A 22512-nucleotide genomic window follows, 5' to 3' on the forward strand; every position below is an offset into this window, starting at 1 on the left:
ATGGGAGCGAGACAGGCGCCCGACCTGTCAGCCTCGCGGCTTGCCCAGCGCCTCGGCCACATCATCCAGCACGCTCGCGTCCTCACCGGCCACCCAACCACGCGTGCGTCATGCCCGCGCTTGTCGCGGGCATCCACGTCCTGGGCCGGTATGGCTGCCGCCACGGCGGGGTGGGGTTGATAGCGACCGCGCCCGGGTTAATGGCCGTCACGCGCGTCGGCGGCGCAACCGTGGATGCCCGCAACAAGCGCGGGCATGACGGACAACAGGTGTTTCGGGAAAGGGGCCGCCTCGGCAAGGGGCAGGCTGGCCGCGAGCGACCGCCAGACCTGTCAGCCTCGCGGCTTGCCCAGCGCCTCGGCCACCTCATCCAGCACGCTCGGGTCTTCGATGGTCGCCGGCATGGTCCACGCCTCGGCGTCGGCGATTTTTTTCATCGTGCCGCGCAGGATCTTGCCGGAGCGGGTCTTGGGCAGGCGGCCGACGGTGACGACGGTCTTGAAGGCGGCGACCGGGCCGATCTTGTCGCGGACCAAAGCGACGATCTCTTTTTCGATGTCGAGCGGCGACTGGGTGACGCCGCGCTTCAGCACGATGAAGCCGCAGGGGATTTCGCCCTTGATGGCGTCGCGGGCGCCAATCACCGCGCATTCCGCCACCGCCGGATGCATGGCGATGACCTCCTCCATGCCGCCGGTCGACAGCCGGTGGCCAGCGACATTGATGATGTCGTCGGTGCGGCCCATCACGAAGATATAGCCGTCCTCATCAATGAAGCCGGCGTCGCCGGTGCGATAGTAGCCTGGGAAGTCGTCCAGATAGCTGGCGCGGAAGCGCGCCTCGTCGTTCCACAAGGTCGGCAGGCAGCCAGGCGGCAGCGGCAGGCGGATCGCCACGGAGCCCATGGTCCCGGACGGAACCTGCTTGCCCGCCTCATCGAGAATCTGCACGTCATAGCCAGGCATCGGCACGCCGGTGGAGCCATATTTCACCGGCAGCAGGCCGAGACCCACCGGATTGCCAGCGATGGCCCAGCCGGTCTCGGTCTGCCACCAATGGTCGACCACCGGGACCTTGAGCACCCGCTCCGCCCACTGGATCGTCTCCGGATCGGCGCGCTCGCCGGCCAGAAACAGGGTGCGGAAGCCCTTGAGGTCGTAATTCTGCAGCAGCTCGCCCTCGGGATCCTCCTTGCGGATGGCCCGCAAGGCGGTGGGGGCGGTGAATAGCGCCTTGGCGCCATGGTCGGCGATCACCCGCCAGAACGCCCCGGCGTCAGGCGTGCCCACGGGCTTGCCCTCATACAGGACGCTGGTCGCGCCATACACCAGCGGCGCATAGACAATATAGCTGTGTCCGACCACCCAGCCGACGTCGGAGGCGGTCCAGAACACCTCCCCTGGCTCGATGCTATACAGGCCCTTCATCGACCAGTTGAGCGCCACCAGATAGCCGCCGGTGTCGCGCACGACGCCCTTGGGCTTGCCGGTGGTGCCAGAGGTGTAAAGCACATATAGCGGCGCCGTGGCGTCGACCGGCACGCAATCGACGGTCTTGCCAGCAGCGCGGGCCCGGTCGACGAGGGTGGCCCAGTCGTGATCGCGGCCCTTGCACAGCTTCGCCTCCGCCTGCGGACGCTGCAGCACCACACAGGCGACCTTCTCGCCCGCCAGCTCCAGTGCTTCATCGAGCAGCGGCTTGTAGGGCACGATTTTCTGCCCCTCGACGCCACAGGAGGCCGCCAGCACCACCTTTGGTTTGGCGTCAGCGATCCGGGTCGCCAGCTCGCGCGCCGCAAAGCCGCCGAACACCACCGAATGGATGGCCCCGAGCCGGGCGCAGGCCAGCATGGCGATGGCCGCCTCTGGCACCATCGGCATGTAGATCACCACGCGATCGCCCTTGCTGACGCCCAGCCCCTGCAACACCGCCGCCAGCAGGTTAACTTCAGCCAGCAGGCCGTTGTAGGAGATGACGCGCTTTGAGCCGGTGACCGGGCTGTCATAGATGATGGCCGGCTGGGCGCCGCGCCCGCGCTCAACATGGCGATCAACCGCATTGTAGCAGGCGTTGAGCCGGCCATCACTGAACCAGCGGCCATAGACGCCGGCGCTGGCGTCGAAGATGGTCTTCGGCTTGCGCATCCAGTCGATGCCCTCCGCCGCCTGCTTCCAGAATGCTTCCGGATGCGCCATGGCGCTGGCGTGGACAGTCGCCCAATCGCCCGTCGTCGCGCTGTTTCCGCCTGTTGCTTTCGCCATCTGGAACAACCCGTCCCTCTGCCCCGGGACACGGCCACGCCGCGTCCATCAATCCTTGGAGATGGCGCCGCACGCGCGCCGCATCTCCGCTGCTGTTCATTGCGCCGCCAGACGCCATGCGTCTGCGCCGTCGCCATTGCCGATGCGCAAAACCCACGCGCCAGACCCAGTTTCCAGACCCATGCGCCAGACCTGATCGCCGCCTGGCGCGCACAGCTGGCTTCGTGCGGTGACGCTGGCGCATGTGGCGCGCCCTTTGCGCAAACTGTGTGACCTGCGAGGCGCCTGCGCGTGGCGTCCAGCGTATCCGCACTGGCGCGGGGCGCCACATGACGGCGGTCCGCCCTGTCACCATATCGCCTGGCGCTGCGCCGCACACCCCTCGCCCGTCGGCCGCCCCCTTCAAACGGACAAATGCACGCAACCCGATACTGGCCCGCGACCTGTAAGCGGTGGCCGGCATGTCGCGCCATGGGCCGCTTGCGCCACCGCAGCCCCGACCATGGAACTATTGTCAGCCCGGCGCAAACGGTGTCCATTCAGGCGATTTTTCCGGGGCGTCGCGCCGCCTGTGCGCCGCCGCCGGTTCGACGCTGCTGGAGCGCGCATGTCCTCGATCTACGCCCGTGACCTCGACCGCAACGCCGCCAATTTCCAGCCGCTGACGCCGCTGACCTATCTGGCGCGCGCCGCCGCCACCTTTCCCGATCAGCTGGCGGTGATCCACGGGCCGCTGCGACGCAATTATCGTGCGCTGTACCAGCGCAGCCGCCGCCTCGCCTCGGCCTTGCAGAAGGCTGGCGTCAAGCGTTTCGACACGGTCTCGGTGATGCTGGCCAACACGCCGGAGATGGTGGAGTGCCACTATGGCGTGCCGATGAGCGGGGCGGTGCTCAACACGCTGAACACCCGGCTTGACGCGGCCATCCTCGCCTTCACCCTCGACCACGCCGAAACCACTGTGCTGATCACTGATCGCGAGTTCTCGCGCGTCGTCGCCGAGGCGCTGGCGCTGGCCACGGTGAAGCCGCTGGTGATCGACGTCGATGATCCGGAATTTGACGGTCGCGGCGAGCTGATCGGACGCGAGACCTATGAAAGCTTCATCGCCGGCGGCGACGATGATTTTGTCTGGGCGCATCCCGACGATGAATGGGACGCGATCTCGCTGAACTACACCTCAGGCACCACCGGCGACCCCAAGGGCGTGGTCTATCACCATCGCGGAGCGGCGCTGCTGGCCATGGGCAATGTCATCAGCTGCGCCATGCCGAAGCATCCGGTCTATCTGTGGACGCTGCCGATGTTCCACTGCAATGGCTGGTGCTTCCCGTGGACGGTATCCGTGGTGGCGGGGACCCATGTCTGCCTGCGCCAGGTGCGGGCCAAAGCGATCTTTGACGCCATCGCCGATCATGGCGTCACCCATCTGTGCGGCGCGCCCATCGTCATGGCGACATTGCTGAACGCGCCCGACGACGAAAAGCGCGCCTTCAGCCATGCGGTGTCGTTCACCACCGCCGCCGCGCCGCCTCCTGAGGCGGTGCTGGCCGGCATGGCCGCCGCCGGTTTCCAGGTCACCCATGTCTATGGCCTCACCGAAAGTTATGGCCCGGCGGTGGTCAATGAATGGCATGCGGCGTGGGACGCCCTGCCCGCAGCGGAGCAGGCGCAGAAGAAGGCCCGCCAGGGCGTGCCCTATCCGGTGCTCGACGCCGTCGCCGTGCTCGATCCGCAGACCATGCAGCCTGTGCCCGCCGATGGCGCGACCATGGGCGAGGTGATGATGCGCGGCAATGTCATCATGAAGGGCTATCTGAAAAACCCGGCCGCGACGCAGAAGGCGTTCGACGGCGGCTGGTTTCACACCGGCGATCTTGGCGTGATGCACCCGGACGGCTATGTGCAGCTGAAGGACCGCTCCAAGGACATCATCATCTCGGGCGGCGAAAACATCTCGTCCATCGAGGTGGAGGACGCGCTGTACAAGCATCCGGCGGTGGCCAATGTGGCGGTGGTGGCGCGGCCAGACGACAAATGGGGCGAGACGCCTTGCGCCTTCGTCGAGCTCAAGCCCGGCAAGACCGCGACCGAGGCCGAACTGATCGACTGGTGCCGCGAGAAACTGGCGCGCTTTAAGGTGCCGAAGACCATCGTCTTCGCCGAGATCCCCAAGACCTCGACCGGCAAATTGCAGAAATTCCTGCTGCGCGACCGCGTCCGCGCCCTGTAGAGGCAGCGCCGCTGCGATATCGGCGGCGCAGACCGGCTCCGGCTGCGACGCGCGTCATACCAGGATGCGAAGATGCTGACATGCTCAGGCGCCGCACGGGCTTGATCAGAACGCGATCTGTCACGCTCATTGGGTGCTGGCGTCAGGCATAAAAAAGGGCGCGGCGGACATCGCCGGGCCCCATGCTTGTGTCGCTTGTCCTGACTGCGGTAACGGAGGTCAGCGACCGCTCAACGTCAATGCAGCGCGTGACCATTCACTTGTGTGCGCAATTTGACGATCTCTTCCTTGAGATGGAGCTTTTTCCGCTTGAGCTCGGTCAGCGCGACATCGGGCGTCGCGGGCTGCCTGCGCGCCGCTTCGAGCTCACGCTCGACAGCCTGATGGCGCCTCTCCAGTTCCGACAGATGGGACTGCACGCTCATGACGTATCCTTTCGTCGTTTCGGACGACAGGAGTGTGACACGCAGATCATGGCGAATGAAAGCCCCTCAGTGCGGCGATGGCGCTGCAATGACCTGCGGGCGTGGCGCAAACGCCGGGCAATTTGCCTGATCCAGAGGCGTAGCCCCAACCGCCACAGCACAAGCGCGGGGCATTCCCTTGCGTTGCGCAGCGCCCTGCATGACGCATAGGACAATATGCAGGACGCTGTGGTGACGCAGTTGTGATCACTTGCCCTCGGGGACGCCGAATCGCATAATTGTAGTTCCGGCGCCGTGATGCCGTCGTGCGTTAAAAACGTCACGGCGACAGGTGCTTATGCCCTTAGCCGATGTGCATGGCTCATCGGGTTCTGGTTAAGCCTGTGCGGCGCCTGAGCGTTTCAGGATGCGGATGCGTCAGCATCTTCGCGGACCCGTTTTATTGGCTATCGCCCCGCCACTTTGGGCGGACGCGGCGCCACCCTCCATGGATGCATGATGACCGACGCCCTTGAGCCAGGAACAGATCTGATCGCAGACCATGACAATAGCCCAATGCCCGACCCTGGTCTGGAGCAGCAGCGGCTGGGCGTGGAGCTGGCGCGACTGAAACAGGAGCATCGCGATCTCGACGCCGCCATTGACGCCCTTACCGAGACCGGCGTCGCCGATCTGCTGCAATTGCAGCGGCTGAAGAAACGTAAACTGCTGCTGAAAGACCGTATCATTCATCTTGAGGATGAACTGACGCCGGACATTATCGCCTGAGGCTGAAAGCGCGCCGCCCCGGCGCCAGTGTTCTGGCGGGGCCTGGCGCTGTTTTGCGCTCCAGCCTCCCTCTGGCCCGAAAAAACTTGCGAAACAGCCACCTTGCCGATAACAGCGCTTTTTCTGCGTGAGAGAAGTTCATGGCCAACAGCACGGGCAAAAGAGATGGCGGGCGTGACGGCGCGGGTCGCGTTCCGGTCGCCATTATCATGGGTAGCCAGTCTGACTGGGCAACGATGCGGCATGCCGCCGAGACGCTCGACGCGCTGGGCGTGGCCCATGACAGTCGGATTGTATCGGCCCATCGCACGCCGGAGCGGCTGGTGGATTTCGCCAGAGGCGCCCGCGACGCCGGGTTTCAGGTGATCATCGCTGGCGCTGGCGGCGCCGCGCATCTGCCGGGCATGGCCGCCGCCATGACGCCGCTGCCGGTGTTTGGGGTGCCGGTTGAGTCCAAGGCGCTCTCAGGCAAGGACAGCCTGCTGTCGATCGTGCAGATGCCTGGCGGCATTCCGGTCGGCACTCTGGCCATTGGCAAGCCCGGCGCCATCAACGCCGCGCTGCTCGCCGCCGCCGTGCTCGCGCTCAATGACCCGGCGCTGGCCGAACGGCTCGACGCCTGGCGCGCCCGCCAGACGGACGCCGTGGCGTTGCGCCCGGTCGACGAGGCCTGAGCGGCCACCTCATTACAGATACGGCAGGGAAAGCGCGATGCTGCGACCAGGCGCGACCATTGGGATTCTCGGCGGCGGCCAGCTTGGCCGCATGATGGCCATCGCCGCCGCCGGCTATGGTCTGAAATGCTGCATCTATTGCCCGGAAGCCGGCAGCCCGGCCTTTGAGGTCGCCGACAGCCATATTGAGGCCGCCTGGGACGATGAGGCGGCGCTGGCGCGCTTTTGCGCGCAGGTCGACGTCATCACCTATGAGTTCGAGAACATCCCGGCGCAGACCGCCGCCTTCATCGCCGCGCGCAAGCCGCTGGCCCCTGGCCTGAAGGCGCTGGAGACCTCGCAGGACCGGCTGGCCGAAAAATCCTTCGTCGCCAGCCTGGGCGTCGGCACGGCGCCGTTCGCGGCGGTCGATTCGGTCGCCGACCTTGAGGCGGCGCTGACCCGGCTTGGCCGCCCCGCCATCCTCAAGACCCGCCGCTTTGGCTATGACGGCAAGGGCCAGGTGCGCATCAATGACGGCGATGACGCCGCCAAAGCCTTTGACGCCATCGGCCGCGCCCCGGCGATCCTCGAAGGCTTCGTGCCCTTCGCCAAGGAAGTCTCGGTAGTCAGCGCACGCACGGCGACGGGTGACTTCGCTGCTTTCGATGTTTGCGAGAACGTCCACAAGCGCCACATCCTCGACGTCACCACCGTGCCGTCCAGCCTGTCGCCGGCGCTGGCCAAACGGGCGATCGCCGCAGCGCGTCAGATCGCAGACGCGCTCGACTATGTCGGCGTGCTGACGGTGGAGATGTTCGTGCTGGCCGATGGCGAGACGCTGCTGGTCAATGAGACCGCGCCGCGCGTCCACAATAGCGGTCACTGGACCATCGAAGGGGCCCGCACCTCGCAGTTCCAGCAGCATGTGCGCGCCGTGTGCGGCTGGCCGCTCGGCGACGTCAGCCGCTATGGCCGCGCCACCATGACCAACCTCATCGGTGACGACATCGACGCCTGGCAGGCGATTCTGGCGGAGCCAGGCGCCAGCCTGCACCTCTACGGCAAGGCCGAGGCGCGCGCAGGCCGCAAGATGGGCCACGTCACCCGCGTCACCCCGGAGTAAGGGCCGCGTCAGCAAGGCCCTCACTGGCCAGCCGCCTAGACCGCACTCCCGGCTCTGGCGATGATCCTCGCGGGGCTTCCCGCCACCGTCGCCCCTGCTGGCACGTCGCGCGTCACCACGGAGCCTGCGCCGACGATGGCGCCATCGCCGATGCGCACGCCAGGGGTGATGATCGCCCCGCCGCCAATCCAGACATCATCGCCGATTGTCACCGGCTTGCCGAACTCCACGCCACGGGCGCGGCTGGCGGCGTCGCGCGGGTGGTCGGCGGCATAGATCTGCACCATCGGCCCAATCTGCGTGCGCGCGCCGATCCGCACCGGACAGACGTCGAGGATAACGCAGTTGAAATTGAGGAAGGCCCCTGGCCCCAGCGCGATATTGTAACCATAATCGCAATGAAACGGCGGCCTGATCACCGCGCCTTCGCCAACAAGGCCGAGCCCCTCGCGCAGAATCGCCCCGCGACCGGAGGCGGGCATGGCCAGCGTGGCGTTGTAGCGCGCAAGCCACGCGAAGGTTTTGAACGCGTCAGCCTGCAACTCCGGGTCGGCTGGATCGTAGGGCAGCCCTGCGATCATGCGCTGTTTTTGGCTCTGGCCCGACATGACTCTCCTCCTGGCGGCTATGGACACGCCGGATGTTATCTGGTACCCGCAATCCAACGGCGCAATCCGGGCATTCGCTCCGAACGATTGCCTCTTTTCAAATCAAACCTTGGGACGAATTCGCGTGCAGGTACTTGTCCGTGACAACAACGTCGATCAGGCCCTCCGGGCCCTGAAAAAGAAGCTGCAGCGGGAAGGCGTTTTCCGTGAGATGAAGCTTCGCGACCATTTCGAGAAGCCCTCTGAGAAGCGCGCCCGCGAGAAGGCTGAAGCCGTCCGCCGCGCCCGCAAGCTGGCCCGCAAGAAGCTGCAGCGCGAAGGCCTGCTGCCGATGAAGGCGCGCCCTGCACGCTAAGTCATATCTGGCGCGGCCGCTGAGGTCGCGCGGCCAGATGTGATGGTAGCCAGGTTGTGATGTCGGATGTGTCCGGCCAGCCTGGCGATACGCGACTGCAGCGTCAGCAGATATCTCCGGACAGGATGCGGGCGACAGCCTCACGGCTTCTGCCCAGCCCCATTACGGAAATGCCGCGTTCAGGCGCGTCCAACGGCCCCACGGGGCCGTTTGTCGTTTGTGCGCCTGCGATTCAGGTGTGGGCAATGCTTCGGCCGCCTGACAGTCGGCTGCTGACGCCACGCACATCCTGTCCTGGGTCAGCCCTCACGCGGCGCGGCAGGCGCGATCAGCGCGCCACGGAACCTGCGCAGCCCGGCGCCAGTTTATTAACGAAATTCCCCGATACACTTGCGGGATCAGCCGCTTTCGTAACGGCGCCCTGGCGCCTGCGCGACAACGCGCTGACGCCATGCGCCGTGAAGGACATGGGCGACCGCGCCACACCTTCGCCAGTTTTGGGCGGGATGGACGCTGGCGCCCGTATCGCCACGCGCGGCGCCAGAACCCGACGAGCATGACTTATCGGGCTCTGGTCTAGCCCGTGCGGCGCCTGAGCATGTCTGGATGCGGATGCGTCAGCATCTTCGCATCCTGGTATAATACCAGAACCAGATGAGCTTCACTCATCGGGTTCTGGCTAAGCCCGTGCGGCGCCTGAGCATGTCTGGATGCGGATGCGTCAGCATCTTCGCATCCTGGTATGATCGGTCACGTCCGGGCCGCGCCATGGCGCAAGCCGCATCGTAAGTCAGCAAACCTGGTGGCCGTCTCCGCCCATGCGGTCCGGCGCCGTAATGGTAACCGGCCCGGCAGGCGGGCCGCCGCAGGAGACCCGGGCGATGGCCAGACAGCGCCCGCGTCGCATCTGTCGAGGGATGACCGTGCAATTGACCTTATCCAGACCCGGCGTTGCGGTGCTCTCAGCCGCGGCGCTCGCCCTTGCCCTCGCCGGTTGCGAGACCGTCAGCCCGCAGCGTTCGGTCAATGTCGCCGAGGTCGTCAACCAGGACCCGGAAGTCACCGGCGCCAATATCGGCTCGCTCAGCGAGGCGATCCGCAACAATCCGGGCAGCGCCCGCGCCTATAATACGCGCGGCGCCGCTTACGCCCGCACCGGCAATTATCGCAAGGCCATCGACGACTTCAGCCAGGCGATCCGGCTCGATCCGGCTGATGCGGCGGCCTACACCAACCGCGGCCTCGCCCAGCGCCAGAGCGGCGCGGCGGCGGCGGCGGAGCAGGACTTCAGCGCCGCCATCAACGCCAATCCCAATTACGCCCCGGCCTACATCGCCCGCGGTAATCTGCGGCGCGCCCAGAATGACCTGGCGGGCGCCCTGTCCGACATGGACAACGCCATCCGTCTCAATCCGGAATCGGCGGAAGCCCGCCATGCCCGCGCGCTGATCTATCAGCGCCAGGGCAATCACAGCCAGGCGGTGCTCGACTTCAACTCGGCCATCGACCGCAACCCCTTCGTCGCCGCGCCTTATGCGGCGCGCGGTCAGAGCGAGCTGGTGCTGGGGCGCAATGACAAGGCGCTGGAAGACTTTAACGCCGCGCTCAACGTCAACAACAAGCTTGCGGACGCCTGGGCCGGTCGCGGCCTCGCCCAGGAAAAGCTGGGGCAGCCCCAGGAGGCGCGTGGCTCGTTCAACAGCGCCCTTGGCATCGATCCCAACAATGAGATCGCCAAGGCCGGCCTGCGGCGCCTCGGCTCCTGAAGGCGGCCTGGCGTTCCAGGACAGCGACCCGGACAATTCAGGGGCCCAGCGATATCGCCGGGCCCCTTTTTGTTGCGCAGGCGACAAAAAAGGCGCGACCAGCGGACGCGCCTTGCAGGGACCAGCGGCGGCGCCGCCGCCTGCTGTCCTGATGCTCTCCCGCTGCCCGGGCCCGGCCAGCCCATACCAGGGCGGCGCCAGGGGCAGGCCCCAAGATCCAGACAAGGATCCGATCAACGATCCGGACCTGGGGGCAGGCTCAACAGCAATGCCCAGGGATCAGAGCAGGAACCACGCCATCAGCACAAGAATCAGGATGATGATCGACGTGCCCCAGATCGAGCCCTTGATGAAGCCGGCGTAGGTGTTTTCATGAGCCGGATAATCCATCGCCGGATGACCGCCGACGACGGAGTTATTGTGCTTCGCCATATCCTGTTTCCCCGATCTGAAGTCGACAGTAGCGCCGCGCCGGCTCTGGCGGCGCAGGCAGCGCCCCGGTCCGTCACAGGCGTAAGATTCAGACTTGATCTAGCCGAAGCCTCGCCCGCATGCAAACGCCTTGCTGTGAGGATAGCGGCGCAATTGTCGCGGCCCGGCGCGTCCACAGCCGGCGGCGACCGCCATCGCAGGAACGACGTCCGGCTCCCTGCGACCCGGCGCGCCTCTACGCAGTCACATCAGCGGGCTTGCGCCAGCCCCACGGCGTCCAGCGCCTCGCGCTGCCGCGCGCCCAGCTCCGCTTCGCTGAAGCCGTCGATCACCGCTTCGAACATGCGATGGAAGTTCAGCCGCGCGTCGAGGTGCAGGAACGCCGCGCCGAGGCCCACCGCCGCCCGGTCCATGAACACGAATTCGCGTGGAATGCGCAGCGGGCCGAGCTGTTTGAGCTGCTGGTGCACGGCGAAGGCTTCGCGCCGGCCATATTCGCCTGGCGCGACGCCATCGGCGATGCTGCGCTCGCGATCATCCAGCAACGGCCCATAGATAAACCGCGCCCAGATATTGAGCACGGCGATGGTCTCACGGGTCAGATTGGTGAAGCCCCAGGTCTCATAGGCGTGCGCCACCTCATCGTCGCGCCCATGCAGCAGACCGCGATATAGCGCGACCACGCCGGCGACGAAGCGTGGCGCAAAGATGCGGATGCAGCCGTAATCCAGCAGGTTGACGCCGCCGGGCAGCCCGTCGCCATCACGGAACACCGTGTAATTTCCGGGATGCGGGTCGCCATGGATGACGCCATGGCGACCAAATGGCCGCCACCACGCGGCGAACATGTGCTGCGCCACCAGATTGCGCGCCTGTTGCGTCGCGTCGCGCCAGTCGAGCAGCGGCGCCCCATCAAGCCAGCCGAGGGTCAGCAACCGGCCCGTCGACAGCTCGGGCCGCAGGTCGGGGACGCGCACCTGCGGCGTATCGGCGAGCATCAGCTGGTACAGCGCCACGTGACGCGCCTCGCGCCGGTAATCCAGCTCCTCATGCAGCCGCTCGGCCACCTCGATCGCCACGTCGCGGGTGTCGATGGCCGCGCCCATACGGCGGTGCAGGCCAAGCGCAAGCTCGAGCTGCTTCATATCCGCCGCCACCGCAGATTGCATGTCGGGATATTGCAGCTTGCAGGCCAGCGTCGCGCCATCGAGGGCGGTCGCCCGATGCACCTGGCCGAGCGAGGCGGCGGCCGCCGGGGTCAGGTCAAAGCTGTGGAAGCGGCGACGCCAGTCCGCGCCCAGCTCGTTCTGCATGCGGCGGCGCACGAAGGCAGGCCCCATCGGCGGCGCCTGGGACTGCAGTTTCTGGAATTCTGCAGCGTATTCCGGCGGGATGAGGTCCGGGATGGCGGCGGCCAGCTGGGCCACCTTCATCAGCGGCCCCTTCAGACCCCCGAGCGCCTGGGCGATGGCCAGCGCCTCGGCCTCGCGACCGCCGCCGCGCAGGCGGGCCCCGGCGACGCGGGCGGCGGCGCCGCCCAGCCCCACGCCAACCCTTGCGTAGCGGGCCACACGGGCGCCGAAGCGGTCGGCCTCATCGTCGTGCTGGTCGCTCACCGTCTCACCTCATGACGCCGCGCCTTACCCGGCGCGACGGTCCATGGCGGGCCCCATCTGACCAGAGCGCCGCCGCCCATGCGGCGCGCCCGCGCCAGGCCTCAGGGCAACACCGCCTCAGCCTCTATTTCCACGCAGGCGCCTGCATCGAGCAGGGCCGAAACCTCGACAATGGTCATCGCCGGAAAATGCCGGCCAAGCGACGCCGCCCACGCCGTCCCGACGGCGGCGCCATGGGCGTTGAAATCCGCGATACGCGTCAGATAGGCGCGCAGCGAGACGATGTGGCTCGCCTCGCCGCCGGCCGCCTGCACCACCGCCAGCACATTGGCCAGCGCCTGGGTGAATTGCGCGCCAAAATCCGCGTCCGCCGCCACCGCATGTTCGCCAGGCCTGACGCCTGTCTGGCCGGCCACCCGCAGGGTGCGGCCGCCGCTGGTGACCACGCCCTGGGAATAGCCGCGCGGACGCGGCCAGCCTTCGGGCAATACCGCCGTAAAACCATTATCCGCCATGTGTCATCCTCCCATGCTGTCGCCGCTCATTATGGCGGCGTGAAGCGGTCGCCGCCCCGGCAGCTCCGGGCGGCGCATTGATTGATATGCGGCGCGCCAGGCCGCGCCGGGGCGCCAGTCCCGGGGCGCCAGTCCCGCTCAGTCCGGCAGGCTCTCCAGCTCGGCGATGAAGCCCTCGATCATGCCGAGGCCGATCTGCCAGAACGCCGGATCAGCGGCGTTGAGCCCGAACGGCGCCAGCAGCTCGGCGTGGTGCTTGGTGCCGCCGGCTTCCAGCATGGCGAAATAGCGCTCGGCGAAGCCCTCGGCGGCGTTCTGGTAAACGCCATACAGCGAGTTCACCAGGCAGTCGCCGAAGGCATAAGCGTAGACGTAGAACGGCGAATGGATGAAGTGCGGGATATAGGCCCACCACACGCCATAGCTGTCATCCGTGCGGATCGCCGGACCCAGACTCTCGGTCTGCACCTCGAGCCAGAAGGCGTTGAGCTGCTCCGCCGTCAGCTCGCCGTCCCGGCGCGCCTCATGCACCTTGCGCTCGAAGGTGTAGAAGGCGACCTGGCGCACCACCGTGTTGATCATGTCCTCGACCTTGGCGGCGAGCATGGCCTTGCGCTCGGCCGGGGCCGCCGCGTCGAGCATGCGGCGGAAGGTCAGCATCTCGCCGAACACCGAGGCGGTCTCGGCGAGGGTCAGCGGCGTCGGGGCCATGAGCGCGCCCTGCTTGCCAGCCAGCACCTGGTGCACGCCGTGGCCCAGCTCATGGGCCAGGGTCATGACGTCGCGCGGTTTGCCGAGATAGTTCAGCATCACATAAGGATGCGCCGAGGGCACGGTCGGGTGGGCGAAGGCGCCGGGCGCCTTGCCCGGGCGCACCGGGGCGTCAATCCAGTTTTCGTCGAAGAAGCGCCGGGCGATGCGCTCCATCTCGGGAGCGAAATCGCCATAGGCGCCGAGCACGGTGTCGCGCGCCTCGTCCCAGCCGATCACCCGCTGCGCCACCTTGGGCAGCGGCGCGTTGCGATCCCAATAGTCCAGCTGCTCCTTGCCGAACCAGCGCGCCTTCAGCCGGTAATAGCGATGCGACAGGCGCGGATAAGCCTCGCGCACCGCCGAGACCATGGCGTCGACCACCTCACGCTCGACGCGATTGGCGAGGTGACGGCTGTCGGCGACATCCTCGAAACCGCGCCAGCGATCGGCGATCTCCTTGTCCATGGCCAGGGTGTTGGTGATCAGGGTGAAGGTGCGGGTATTGTCGCCAAACACCTTGCTGATGGCGCTGGCGGCTGCCTTGCGCCGGGCCGGATCGGCGTCCTGCAGATGGTTGAGCGTCGTCTCGATTGACAGGCTCTCGCCATCGACGTCGAAACGCAGCGCCGCGACGGTCTCATCGAACAAACGGTTCCAGGCGCCGACGCCGGTCACGGATTTCTCGTGGAACAGCCGCTCAATCTCATCGGACAGCTGGAACGGCTTCTCCTTGCGCATGTCGTCGAGCCACGGACGCCAGTGCGCCAGCGCCGGATCATTGCGCAGCGCATCCCACGCCGCATCGTCGAGGCGGTTCAGCTCGAGCTGGAAGAACAGCAGATGCACGCTGGCGGCGGTGACCCGCTCCTGGGCGTCGCCGTAGAATTTGGCGTGGGCCGGCGTTGCGGTGTCGCCATAATAGATCAGCCCGGCGTAGGACATGATGCGACCGAGGGTTTCGGACAGGCCCTCATAGGCGCGGATCGCCGCATCGAGCTGCTGCGGCCCATCGGCTGAAGCCGCCAGCCCGGCGATGCGGCCGCGCCACGTGTCGGCGAACGCGGCGCAGCGCGGCGCAATGGCGTCGAAATCCGCCTTGTAGGCCTCGGACTCCATACCCGGATACAGCGCCGACAGGTCCCAGCGCGGCAGATCGCCGAGGCTGGCGCCAGCGGCGACATCCGGGCCGGAGGCAGCGCCGGAGGCGCCTGCGGGCGCGGCGACAGCCGCGGCGAACAGACCAGGCTCAGGCAAACGCAGCGCTGAAGTGGCGCGTGACATCTTATTCCTCCGTTGCGGCCTGATCGCTTGCGGCTGCGACGACGCGTCCATCCGCGTCGCCACCGGCGCCGCCGGCAGATCTGGGCCCTCATATATTTCGGGCGTCTTTGCCCCACCGTCTCACCGCAAGGTGGCGACTGGGATGACAGGAAGCAATCGCTGGCCGGCATTTTCATGACGCGTGGCTTTAGAAACACGCCGCAGGGCCGGTTTTCTCCTGGTCCACCCCATGGGGCCCCCACCATTATGACGTCGTCATGCCCGCTATGACGCCGTCATGCCCGCGCTTGTCGCGGGTATCCACGGGCGCCGCCATGGCTGGCACCAGCGGCTGACTGGATTGCGATGGGTTAGCGGTAATGCTTTGGCGGCGTTGGCGTTCCATGGCTGGGCGAAGACGTGGATGCCCGCGACAAGCGCGGGCATGACGGCGTGAGGGGCGATTGGGGACTGGCGATGGACGATGGCGCCGGGCAAGCGTCAGGCGACGCGCAATGGCGGCAGACGGATGACGGGTGGCGGATGGCGGATGGCGGTGGATGGGCCCGGCCAGTGCTTCAGGCCGGCAAGGCGCCGATCGGTGGACGGCGGCAGACCCGCGCCCGGCGCGGGCAACAATTTTGCGACAGCGTTAACACCGACTTTACCGTTGTGCGCGAGCATGCTCCGGAACGACACACAGGGGTGGCATCATCTGCAGCGGCGCGAGCCGCACGCCCCTGCATCCAAGGCGACATCCCCGACAATGGCCATGCAGCCCCGACACAGTGAGCGCTTCCCTGGACAGCCGGCGCATGGCGAGCCTGAATCTTTGGCGGACCATCGCCTGGCCGTCCCATCGACGCGGGCTGGTGCGGTGATGCTGGTCTGCGCTGGCGTGGACGATCAGGACGCTCGCGCGGCGCTGACCTTGTTCGGCGGCGCGGCCCGCGCCACCAGCTGCCATGACAGCGCATTGGCGTATATCGCCCAAAGCGACGCCGGGCTGGCGGCGGTGGCCATATTGGGCGCGGTCGACCCCGCCACTGTGCTTTCGCTGCTGGAGCGCCTCCGTGCCCGGGGCTCCCGCGCGCCCGTGATGGCTGCTCATGGCGCCCTCAGCCAACGTGACGTCACAATTTTACATGATGCTGGCGTAGAACTGATCGCCGGCGCCAGCATAGAGCGCCAGGCCCGCAACCTGCTGGAGCGCCTGGGCGCTGGCGTCGCCACGCAGGCGCCAGGTCTGAGGCGTGGCGAACGCCGCCAGGAGCTCAACCTCGATGATCTCGCGGCGGCGGGCCACGCCATGACGCGCATCGTCGGTCTCGGCCGGCGCATGTTGCGCGGCGGCCTGCCCGTGCTGATAGAAGGTGAGCAAGGCGTGGGCAAATTTGCGCTGGCGCGCGCCCTGCACGCCGCCGGTCTGCGGCGGCAGCGGCCGCTGCGCCTGCTCGACGCCGCCATGGCTGCGGGCGGCGTCGCTGCGGCGCTAGACGTGCTGGGCGTCGATCTCGATCGTGGCCTGATCAATGGCGAAGCTGGCGGCTCGCTCTATCTGCGCGACGTCAACGCCTGGCCAGATAGCGCCCAGCGCCAGCTGACCGAATTGCTCCGCCGCCGCAACCTGCGGCAGGGGCGCGCTGGCGGCGAGACCTCCTTACGGATTTTCGCCGCCTCCCGTCGTCCCCTTGTCGATCTGGTGCGGGAGGGCGGCTTCCGCGAAGACCTGTACTATTTGCTGTCGGTGGCGCCGCTGACCCTGACCGCATTGCGCAACCGTCGCGAAGACATTCCGGCGCTGGCGCAGGCCATACTCGCCCGTATCCAGAACGGCAGGCTGGCCCCAGTCGACGCCAACGCGCCGCTGCAGCTTGGCGACGACGCCCTGGCGGCGCTCAGGGCTGAAGACTGGCCAGGCAATGTCGCGCAATTACGCGCCCGCATTCTGCGTGCGGCGCTGCGCGGCGACGACCCGCTGCTGACCGCCCCCGCCGTCGCGCCGATCCGCCCGGCGCCCGCCAGCGACAACTGGCTGTCGCCAGCAACCGACGCGACTACACCCATCGGCGACCTCGGCTCAGCGACGCGCCACGGCGCCGGCACAGCCCAGGTCGCACGGCCTGACGCGCCTTATGGTGGGCAGCACGGCGCCTCGGGCATTCTGGAGATCTTTGACGGTCAGGGCGAATTGCGCCCGCTCGCCGAAATCGAGGCCGGGGTCATCCGCTTCGCCCTGCGCCACTACCGTGGCCAGATGTCGGAGGTGTCGCGACGGCTCGGGATTGGCCGCTCGACACTTTATCGCAAGCTGAAAGACCTCGATCTGCTGTCCGACCGCGCCATGCTGGACGGCGGCGATGAGCTGATGTCGGCGGCCGCGGCCGGGCGCCAGGATCGTGTGTTGACGGCTGGACATCCGCTTGTTGACAGCGGCGCCGCACGCGGCTGGCCTGAGGCCGTGGCTGCAGCGCCGTCATGACGATTCGGCGCGGCGCCTGTTGGGCATGACGTGCTGGGGCGGCGCTGGACTTCAGGGGGCGGCGCAGGCGTCACCGGTTGAGCGCGCCGCGCTTCCGTGCGGGTTGCGTTGGGGCGACCGTGTCGGGGTGATCATTGCGGGCGCGTTGGCGACGGCTGTCAGCCAGCGCAGCCCTCGGACGGGGCGACGCCACGCCAACGTTACGGCGACAGCCAGCGGACCTGAGGACCAGGAGGCATGAGCGTGCGGACCGGCGGATCATTCACGGGCAAACCTGACGCCAACCCGGCGTCTGGTGACGGCATTCCGCGCGGCGACCGTCGCCGGACCGCCATGCTCAGCATTCTGGCGCTGGCGGCGGCGCTAGCCGCCACCCAGGCCGCCGCCTCGCCGCTCGCGGTGCGCGCCGCCTTCGCCCTTCCGCAATGCGCTGCGACGCCTTGCCTGCAACTGGCGCAGTGGCGCGACGACGGCGAGGACGATGCGGATCGGGACGGGTGGCAGGAGCCACAGGACGATCCCGGCGCCGATGACCCCGACGCGGACAGTGACTGGCGCGAGCGCGACGATCCCCGGCAGCCCGACAGCGGCCCTGCCCCCCGCGACGACCGCATGCAGCGCGACGGCGAGGAGCGCCCGCCTGCGCCGGAACATGACGATCAGGATCGCAGGCCACAGCCGGAAGATGATCAGCTACAGATCGAAGAGACCCAGGCGCGCAATCCCCGCAAGCAGCTGATTGACCTGTATGACGTCGCCGCCAGCGGGCCGCGCGACGGCGGCCCAATGGCTGGGCCAAAGCCAGCCCCAGTCCCTGGACCGACGGCGCCCGTCAAGGTTGCGGCGCCAGTCATCGCACAGCCGGCGCTCGCCCGGTCCGCGCTGGCGGCGCCCGCCGCCGCCGGCCCTGCACAGCCTCCCGCCAGCAGTCCCACGTCAGCGGTGGCGACAGCGGCCATCGCCGACAGCGTGGCGGCAGGTGGTCGCAAGCGTATCAGCGTGCTGCTCTATGGCCCGCCCGCAAGCGGCGCCGCGCAGGCCGACGCTGACGTGACCGCCTCGATCAGCCAGGCGCCTGACGTCCGCCCTGAGACGATCGACGCCATGCGTCGTGAGCACACGCCTGCACAGCTCACGCATCTGGACGACCGGCGCGCCGAAGAGGCCCTGCGCCAGCTGCCGCCCGTGGCGCCGCCGGCCCCGCTGGCGTTCCCTGGCGCGCCGTCCGCCGACGCCGGGCAGCCGGCTGCCCGGCATGGCCAGGATGACCTGGATGGTCTGGATGGTCTGGCGCCTCTGCTGCAGGCGGCGCTGGAATCGCCATCGATCTTCGCCGGCAGTCGCCTCGACGCCGCACAGCAGGACCAGGTGCGGGCGTTCTACGCCGCACGCCCTGGCCCGCTCTGGCTACAGAGCGGCGCGTGGAGCGCCCACGCCGCCGCCGCGCAGACGCGGCTGGAAAAGGCGTGGGAAGAAGGGCTTGAGCCGGCGGACTATCTGGTTCCGGCGCTACCGCCTGGCGCCGCCCCCGCCATGCTGGCCGAGGCCGACGTGCGCCTGTCGATCGCCGCCGTCAAATATGCCCGCGACGCCTCCGGGGGACGCATCGATCCGGTGCGACTGTCAAAACTGCTGACGCCAAAACGCGACCTGCCCGACGCCGAGGCCGTGCTGGCGCGACTTGCGGCGGTGGTCAGCGGGCGCGCCCAGCCGGGCGAGACGTCGGCAGCTGGCGACGCAGGCCTCGTACTGGCCAGCTATAACCCCCAGCATCCTGGCTACGCCGCGCTACGCGGCAAGCTGATCGAATTGCGGGCGGCGCGGCCGCCGCAACCGCCCATGGCCAGGGTGCCGCAGGGGCCAACCCTGCGCATTGGCATGACCGACCCGCGCGTGACCCTGGTGCGCAGCCGCCTCGGCCTGACGCCATCCGATGACGTGCTCTATGACGAGCAACTGGCCACGGCGGTCGCCGAATTCCAGCGTGAGCGCGGCCTGAAACCGAGCGGCCGTCTGACGCCGCAGACCGTCATCGCCATGGCCGGCGACCGCACCCCGGCCGCGCAGGACCCGGCGACGCTGATCGTCAACATGGAGCGCTGGCGCTGGCTGCCCCGCACCCTTGGCGACGACTATATCTTTGTGAACATTCCGGAATACCGCATGCGGCTGGTGCGCGGCGGCCAGCTCGCCCATGAGGCGCGGGTGATCGTCGGCAAGTCGGAAACCCAGACCCCGGTGTTCTCCGACACCATGCAATATGTGGTGATCAATCCTTATTGGAACGTGCCGCCGTCGATCATGAAGAACGAGTTTCTGCCGGGGCTCGCCCGTGATCCGGACTATGCGGCGAAGCGCGGATATGAGGTGATCCGGCGCGGCGACCGCATCCATGTCCGTCAGCCGCCGGGTGAGCGCAACGCCCTCGGCCACATCAAATTCATGTTCCCGAACCACCACGCGGTCTATCTGCATGACACGCCGTCCCGGGCCCTGTTCGGGCGCGAGCGTCGCGCCTTCAGCCATGGCTGCGTGCGGGTGGATGATCCGATGCGCTTCGCCGAGCTGGTGCTGGGCGAACAATGGACGCAGGCGCGTATCCGCAGGCTGATCGGCAAGGGCGAGCGCACCGTGCGGCTGCCGCAGCCGCTGCCGGTGCATCTGGCCTATTTCACCGCCGCCGTGGACGCCGATGGCGGCCTGCATGCTCGCGAGGATATCTATGGCCTTGACCGGCGCATGCGCGCCGCGCTGGAACGGGCGGCGCCGTAAGCGGCGTTGACCGGCGCATGCGCGCCGAACTGGAGCGGGCCGCGCCGGTAACGGCGCGGCCGGGCGCGGCGTGGATGCGCCCTGCGTGCGGTCTTGATGCGCCCTGCGTGCGGCCTTGCCCGGCAAGGCCGCGTCCAGCATTGAGACAGAAGCGAGATGGCGGGCTTCGCCGCCAAAACCCCGCGAAAACAACATTGTGACGGTTTGATGGACAATGACTGCGATCGCCGTAGCGGTATTTCGCGAAGCAGGCTAACCTCACATTAAGGCTTCTGGTCGAAAAGTCTGGCGATCGGGCGCGTCGCGCGCCGCCAGTCACAAGAACAGTCAGCCGGCCCCCTGGGCCGGTCATGATCGACAATGGGGCGCAGCCATGCGCCTGCATGACCTGACCATGCACAGGGGAACTCATTTGCCGGCGCCACGACTTTCCAGCTTTTTTCGCGTCGTGACCGCCGTGGCCACTTCCGCGCCCTGGCGCCGCCCGCGTATTGGCGCGCTGCGCTACGCCTTGGGCGCCGTTGTGGCTGCCGGCGCCTGCGTCATGGGCGTGTCTGAGACGCAGAACGCCATCGCCAATGGCGATACCCGCACCCTGTCGCTGTACTATGTGCACACCAAGGAGACGATCAACGTCACCTTCAAGCGCTCCGGCTCCTATGACCGGGCGGCGCTCAAGCAGCTGAACTGGTTCCTGCGCGACTGGCGGCGCGAAGAGCCCACCAACATGGACCCGCGCCTGTTTGATCTGGTGTGGGAAGTGCACCGCGAGCTTGGCTCGCGCGAGACCATTCACGTCCTTTCAGCGTTCCGCGCGCCCGCCACTAACGCGATGTTGCGCCGTCGCTCTGGCCGCGTCGCCGAGCACAGCCAGCATATGCTCGGCAAGGCCATGGATTTCTTCCTGCCGGACGTTCCGTCGTCGCGGGTGCGCGCCGTCGGCGTACGGCTGCAGCGCGGCGGCGTCGGCTATTATCCGTCATCCTATAACCCCTTCGTGCATCTCGACGTCGGCTCGGTGCGCGCCTGGCCACGGTTGAGCCACGACCAGCTGGCGTCGATCTTCCCTGACGGAAAGACCGTGCACATCCCGGCCAATGGCCGCCCGCTGGCCCGCTACAATGAGGCCCGCGCCGAGATTCTGGCGCGCGGCGGTCAGGTGGCTGGCGCAACCGCCTATGCGGTCGCCGTATCCTCCGGCTCCTCGAAGAAGGGCTTCTGGTCGAGGCTGTTCGGCGGCAATGACGAGAGCGAGGACGTGGCCGAACAGCGCGCCATCGCAGTGGCGCCAGCCTATCGGCCGCGCACGGCGAAGGAAGCAGCGGCCACGGCGCAGCAGGTGGCGTGGAGCAAGGGCGACGAGACCAGCGGCGACGCCGGTCTGCTCGGCTTTATCGGTGGCGGCGGACGCCAGCCGGCGCAGCAGCAGCCCGTCGCCGTCGCCGAGGCCCCCACGGCGGAGCGGCTGCCGCCGATGCAGGCGCAGCCATCGCGCATCGCCGAGATGGCGCCTGTGCCGTCCACGCGGCCTGAAGATCCCGCCTCGCTCGCCGCCATGCGCTCCGACGACGACGGGCAGGCTGGCGCCGGGCAGGCCATGGCCATCGTGCCGCTGCCGCCGCGTCGTCCGGACGATCCGGGCCTGAACATGGCCACCGCCGCACTGAGCAGCGAAACCGCCGCCGTCAACAGCATCGACGCCGCCATGGCGCCGCTGCCGCCCATACGTCCGCAAGACGTCGGCGCTGGCGTCGCAGTGGCGCGCGCCATAATGGACGAGCAGGAGCAGCCGGAGACGGCGGCCAGCCAGGCTGACGCGCAAGGGGCCGGCCAGACTTTGGCGCTGGCGCCGCTGCCGCCGGCACGTCCCTCGGAACTGCGCGCGCCGACCCCCGAGGCGCTGGCAATCGCCGCGCTTGGCGGTCGCCGCCAGGCGGTGGCCCCAGCCGACGCGCTGGCCTATGCCGCCTCGCCGGAGACGACATCGGCCCTATCGCCCATGCCGCCTCAGCGCCCGGCTGAGCTGCGTGGCGCAGCCGTCGCGCCTGCCCGTGCGCCGGCGCAGGCCCGCCGACCTGCCGCCGAAAGGCCTGAGCCGAAGGCGGCCCAGCCAGCTGCGGCGCCCGCCGCCCCGGCGCGGGCCACGGCAAGCGCGCCCACAGCTCCGCCCCCCCAGAAGAGCGCCAGATCAGCCGGCCTGCCGTCGCGCATCGCCGAGGTCTATGACGACGCCACCTTCGCCAGCACCACCGCAGCCGATGACAATGGCGCGGCGCTCGCCGCCGCCCTGCTGGGCCGCAAACGCCCCGGCAATTGATACCAGGATGCGAAGATGCTGACGCATCCGCATCCTTAAATGCTCAGGCGCCGCACGGGCTTCTACCAGAACCCGATGAGTCATGCTCATCGGGTTCTGGTAGAAGCCGCAGCAATCGCGGCCGCGTCGAAGCGGCGAGATATGGCGACCCCAGGCGCCGCAGCCTGACG

General features: G+C 67.9%; 15 protein-coding genes and 1 pseudogene. 9 read left to right on the forward strand and 7 right to left on the reverse strand.

From position 1 onward, the window contains the following. Nucleotides 1-332: 332 nt before the first annotated feature. Nucleotides 333-2261 (reverse strand): propionyl-CoA synthetase, encoded by a 1929-nt coding sequence (locus AC6A67_RS04150; protein WP_498035295.1) that lies wholly within the window; start codon nt 2259-2261, stop codon nt 333-335. A gap of 607 nt (nt 2262-2868) precedes the next feature. Here AC6A67_RS04150 and AC6A67_RS04155 point away from each other — a divergent pair. Continuing rightward, nucleotides 2869-4494 carry an acyl-CoA synthetase gene (locus tag AC6A67_RS04155; RefSeq protein WP_498035296.1) on the forward strand — a complete coding sequence of 542 codons (1626 nt, stop codon included), beginning with the start codon at nt 2869-2871 and terminating at the stop codon, nt 4492-4494. Nucleotides 4495-4730: 236 nt separating this feature from the next. Here AC6A67_RS04155 and AC6A67_RS04160 read toward each other — a convergent pair whose 3' ends face one another. Next, the gene (locus tag AC6A67_RS04160) at nt 4731-4919 is read right to left on the reverse strand and encodes a YdcH family protein (RefSeq protein WP_498035297.1); all 189 of its coding nucleotides are present in this window, start codon (nt 4917-4919) and stop codon (nt 4731-4733) included. Nucleotides 4920-5474: 555 nt separating this feature from the next. Here AC6A67_RS04160 and AC6A67_RS04165 point away from each other — a divergent pair. The 3 genes from AC6A67_RS04165 (at nt 5475) to AC6A67_RS04175 (ending at nt 7466) form a co-directional block, all read left to right on the forward strand. Beyond that, the gene (locus AC6A67_RS04165; protein WP_498035360.1) at nt 5475-5687 is read left to right on the forward strand and encodes a YdcH family protein; all 213 of its coding nucleotides are present in this window, start codon (nt 5475-5477) and stop codon (nt 5685-5687) included. Between the two features lie 140 nt (nt 5688-5827). After that, nucleotides 5828-6361, forward strand: coding sequence for a 5-(carboxyamino)imidazole ribonucleotide mutase (gene purE / locus AC6A67_RS04170; RefSeq protein ID WP_498035298.1), 534 nt, complete (start codon nt 5828-5830; stop codon nt 6359-6361). Between the two features lie 37 nt (nt 6362-6398). Continuing rightward, entirely contained in the window at nt 6399-7466 is a 1068-nt protein-coding gene (locus tag AC6A67_RS04175) for a 5-(carboxyamino)imidazole ribonucleotide synthase (RefSeq protein WP_498035299.1), read from the forward strand. A gap of 35 nt (nt 7467-7501) precedes the next feature. On the opposite strand, the gene AC6A67_RS04180 is transcribed toward AC6A67_RS04175, so the two are convergent. Then, nucleotides 7502-8074 (reverse strand): sugar O-acetyltransferase, encoded by a 573-nt coding sequence (locus tag AC6A67_RS04180; protein WP_498035300.1) that lies wholly within the window; start codon nt 8072-8074, stop codon nt 7502-7504. 124 nt (nt 8075-8198) lie between these two features. Here AC6A67_RS04180 and rpsU point away from each other — a divergent pair. Next, nucleotides 8199-8420 (forward strand): annotated as a pseudogene (gene rpsU / locus AC6A67_RS04185) (30S ribosomal protein S21); the annotation flags it as partial. Between the two features lie 926 nt (nt 8421-9346). Further along, nucleotides 9347-10195 carry a tetratricopeptide repeat protein gene (locus AC6A67_RS04190; RefSeq protein ID WP_498035361.1) on the forward strand — a complete coding sequence of 283 codons (849 nt, stop codon included), beginning with the start codon at nt 9347-9349 and terminating at the stop codon, nt 10193-10195. A gap of 279 nt (nt 10196-10474) precedes the next feature. Here AC6A67_RS04190 and AC6A67_RS04195 read toward each other — a convergent pair whose 3' ends face one another. The 4 genes from AC6A67_RS04195 to AC6A67_RS04210 form a co-directional block, all read right to left on the reverse strand. Beyond that, nucleotides 10475-10627, reverse strand: a complete 153-nt coding sequence (locus AC6A67_RS04195; protein WP_498035301.1) for an aa3-type cytochrome c oxidase subunit IV — start codon at nt 10625-10627, stop codon at nt 10475-10477. A gap of 248 nt (nt 10628-10875) precedes the next feature. After that, the gene (locus AC6A67_RS04200) at nt 10876-12243 is read right to left on the reverse strand and encodes an ABC1 kinase family protein (RefSeq protein ID WP_498035302.1); all 1368 of its coding nucleotides are present in this window, start codon (nt 12241-12243) and stop codon (nt 10876-10878) included. A gap of 101 nt (nt 12244-12344) precedes the next feature. Continuing rightward, nucleotides 12345-12758 (reverse strand): RidA family protein, encoded by a 414-nt coding sequence (locus tag AC6A67_RS04205; RefSeq protein WP_498035303.1) that lies wholly within the window; start codon nt 12756-12758, stop codon nt 12345-12347. A gap of 138 nt (nt 12759-12896) precedes the next feature. Further along, a complete protein-coding gene (locus AC6A67_RS04210) occupies nt 12897-14792 on the reverse strand; it encodes a M3 family oligoendopeptidase (RefSeq protein WP_498035304.1) in 1896 nt (631 codons plus the stop codon). 859 nt (nt 14793-15651) lie between these two features. On the opposite strand from AC6A67_RS04210, the gene AC6A67_RS04215 reads away from it, so the two are divergent. The 3 genes from AC6A67_RS04215 (at nt 15652) to AC6A67_RS04225 (ending at nt 22342) form a co-directional block, all read left to right on the forward strand. Beyond that, nucleotides 15652-17253, forward strand: coding sequence for a sigma-54-dependent transcriptional regulator (locus AC6A67_RS04215; protein ID WP_498035305.1), 1602 nt, complete (start codon nt 15652-15654; stop codon nt 17251-17253). 237 nt (nt 17254-17490) lie between these two features. Then, nucleotides 17491-20025 carry a L,D-transpeptidase family protein gene (locus AC6A67_RS04220; RefSeq protein WP_498035306.1) on the forward strand — a complete coding sequence of 845 codons (2535 nt, stop codon included), beginning with the start codon at nt 17491-17493 and terminating at the stop codon, nt 20023-20025. 457 nt (nt 20026-20482) lie between these two features. After that, nucleotides 20483-22342, forward strand: a complete 1860-nt coding sequence (locus tag AC6A67_RS04225; protein ID WP_498035307.1) for a peptidoglycan L,D-endopeptidase MepK — start codon at nt 20483-20485, stop codon at nt 22340-22342. Nucleotides 22343-22512: the final 170 nt, after the last annotated feature.

This window comes from Camelimonas sp. FR25 (genome assembly GCF_059740505.1).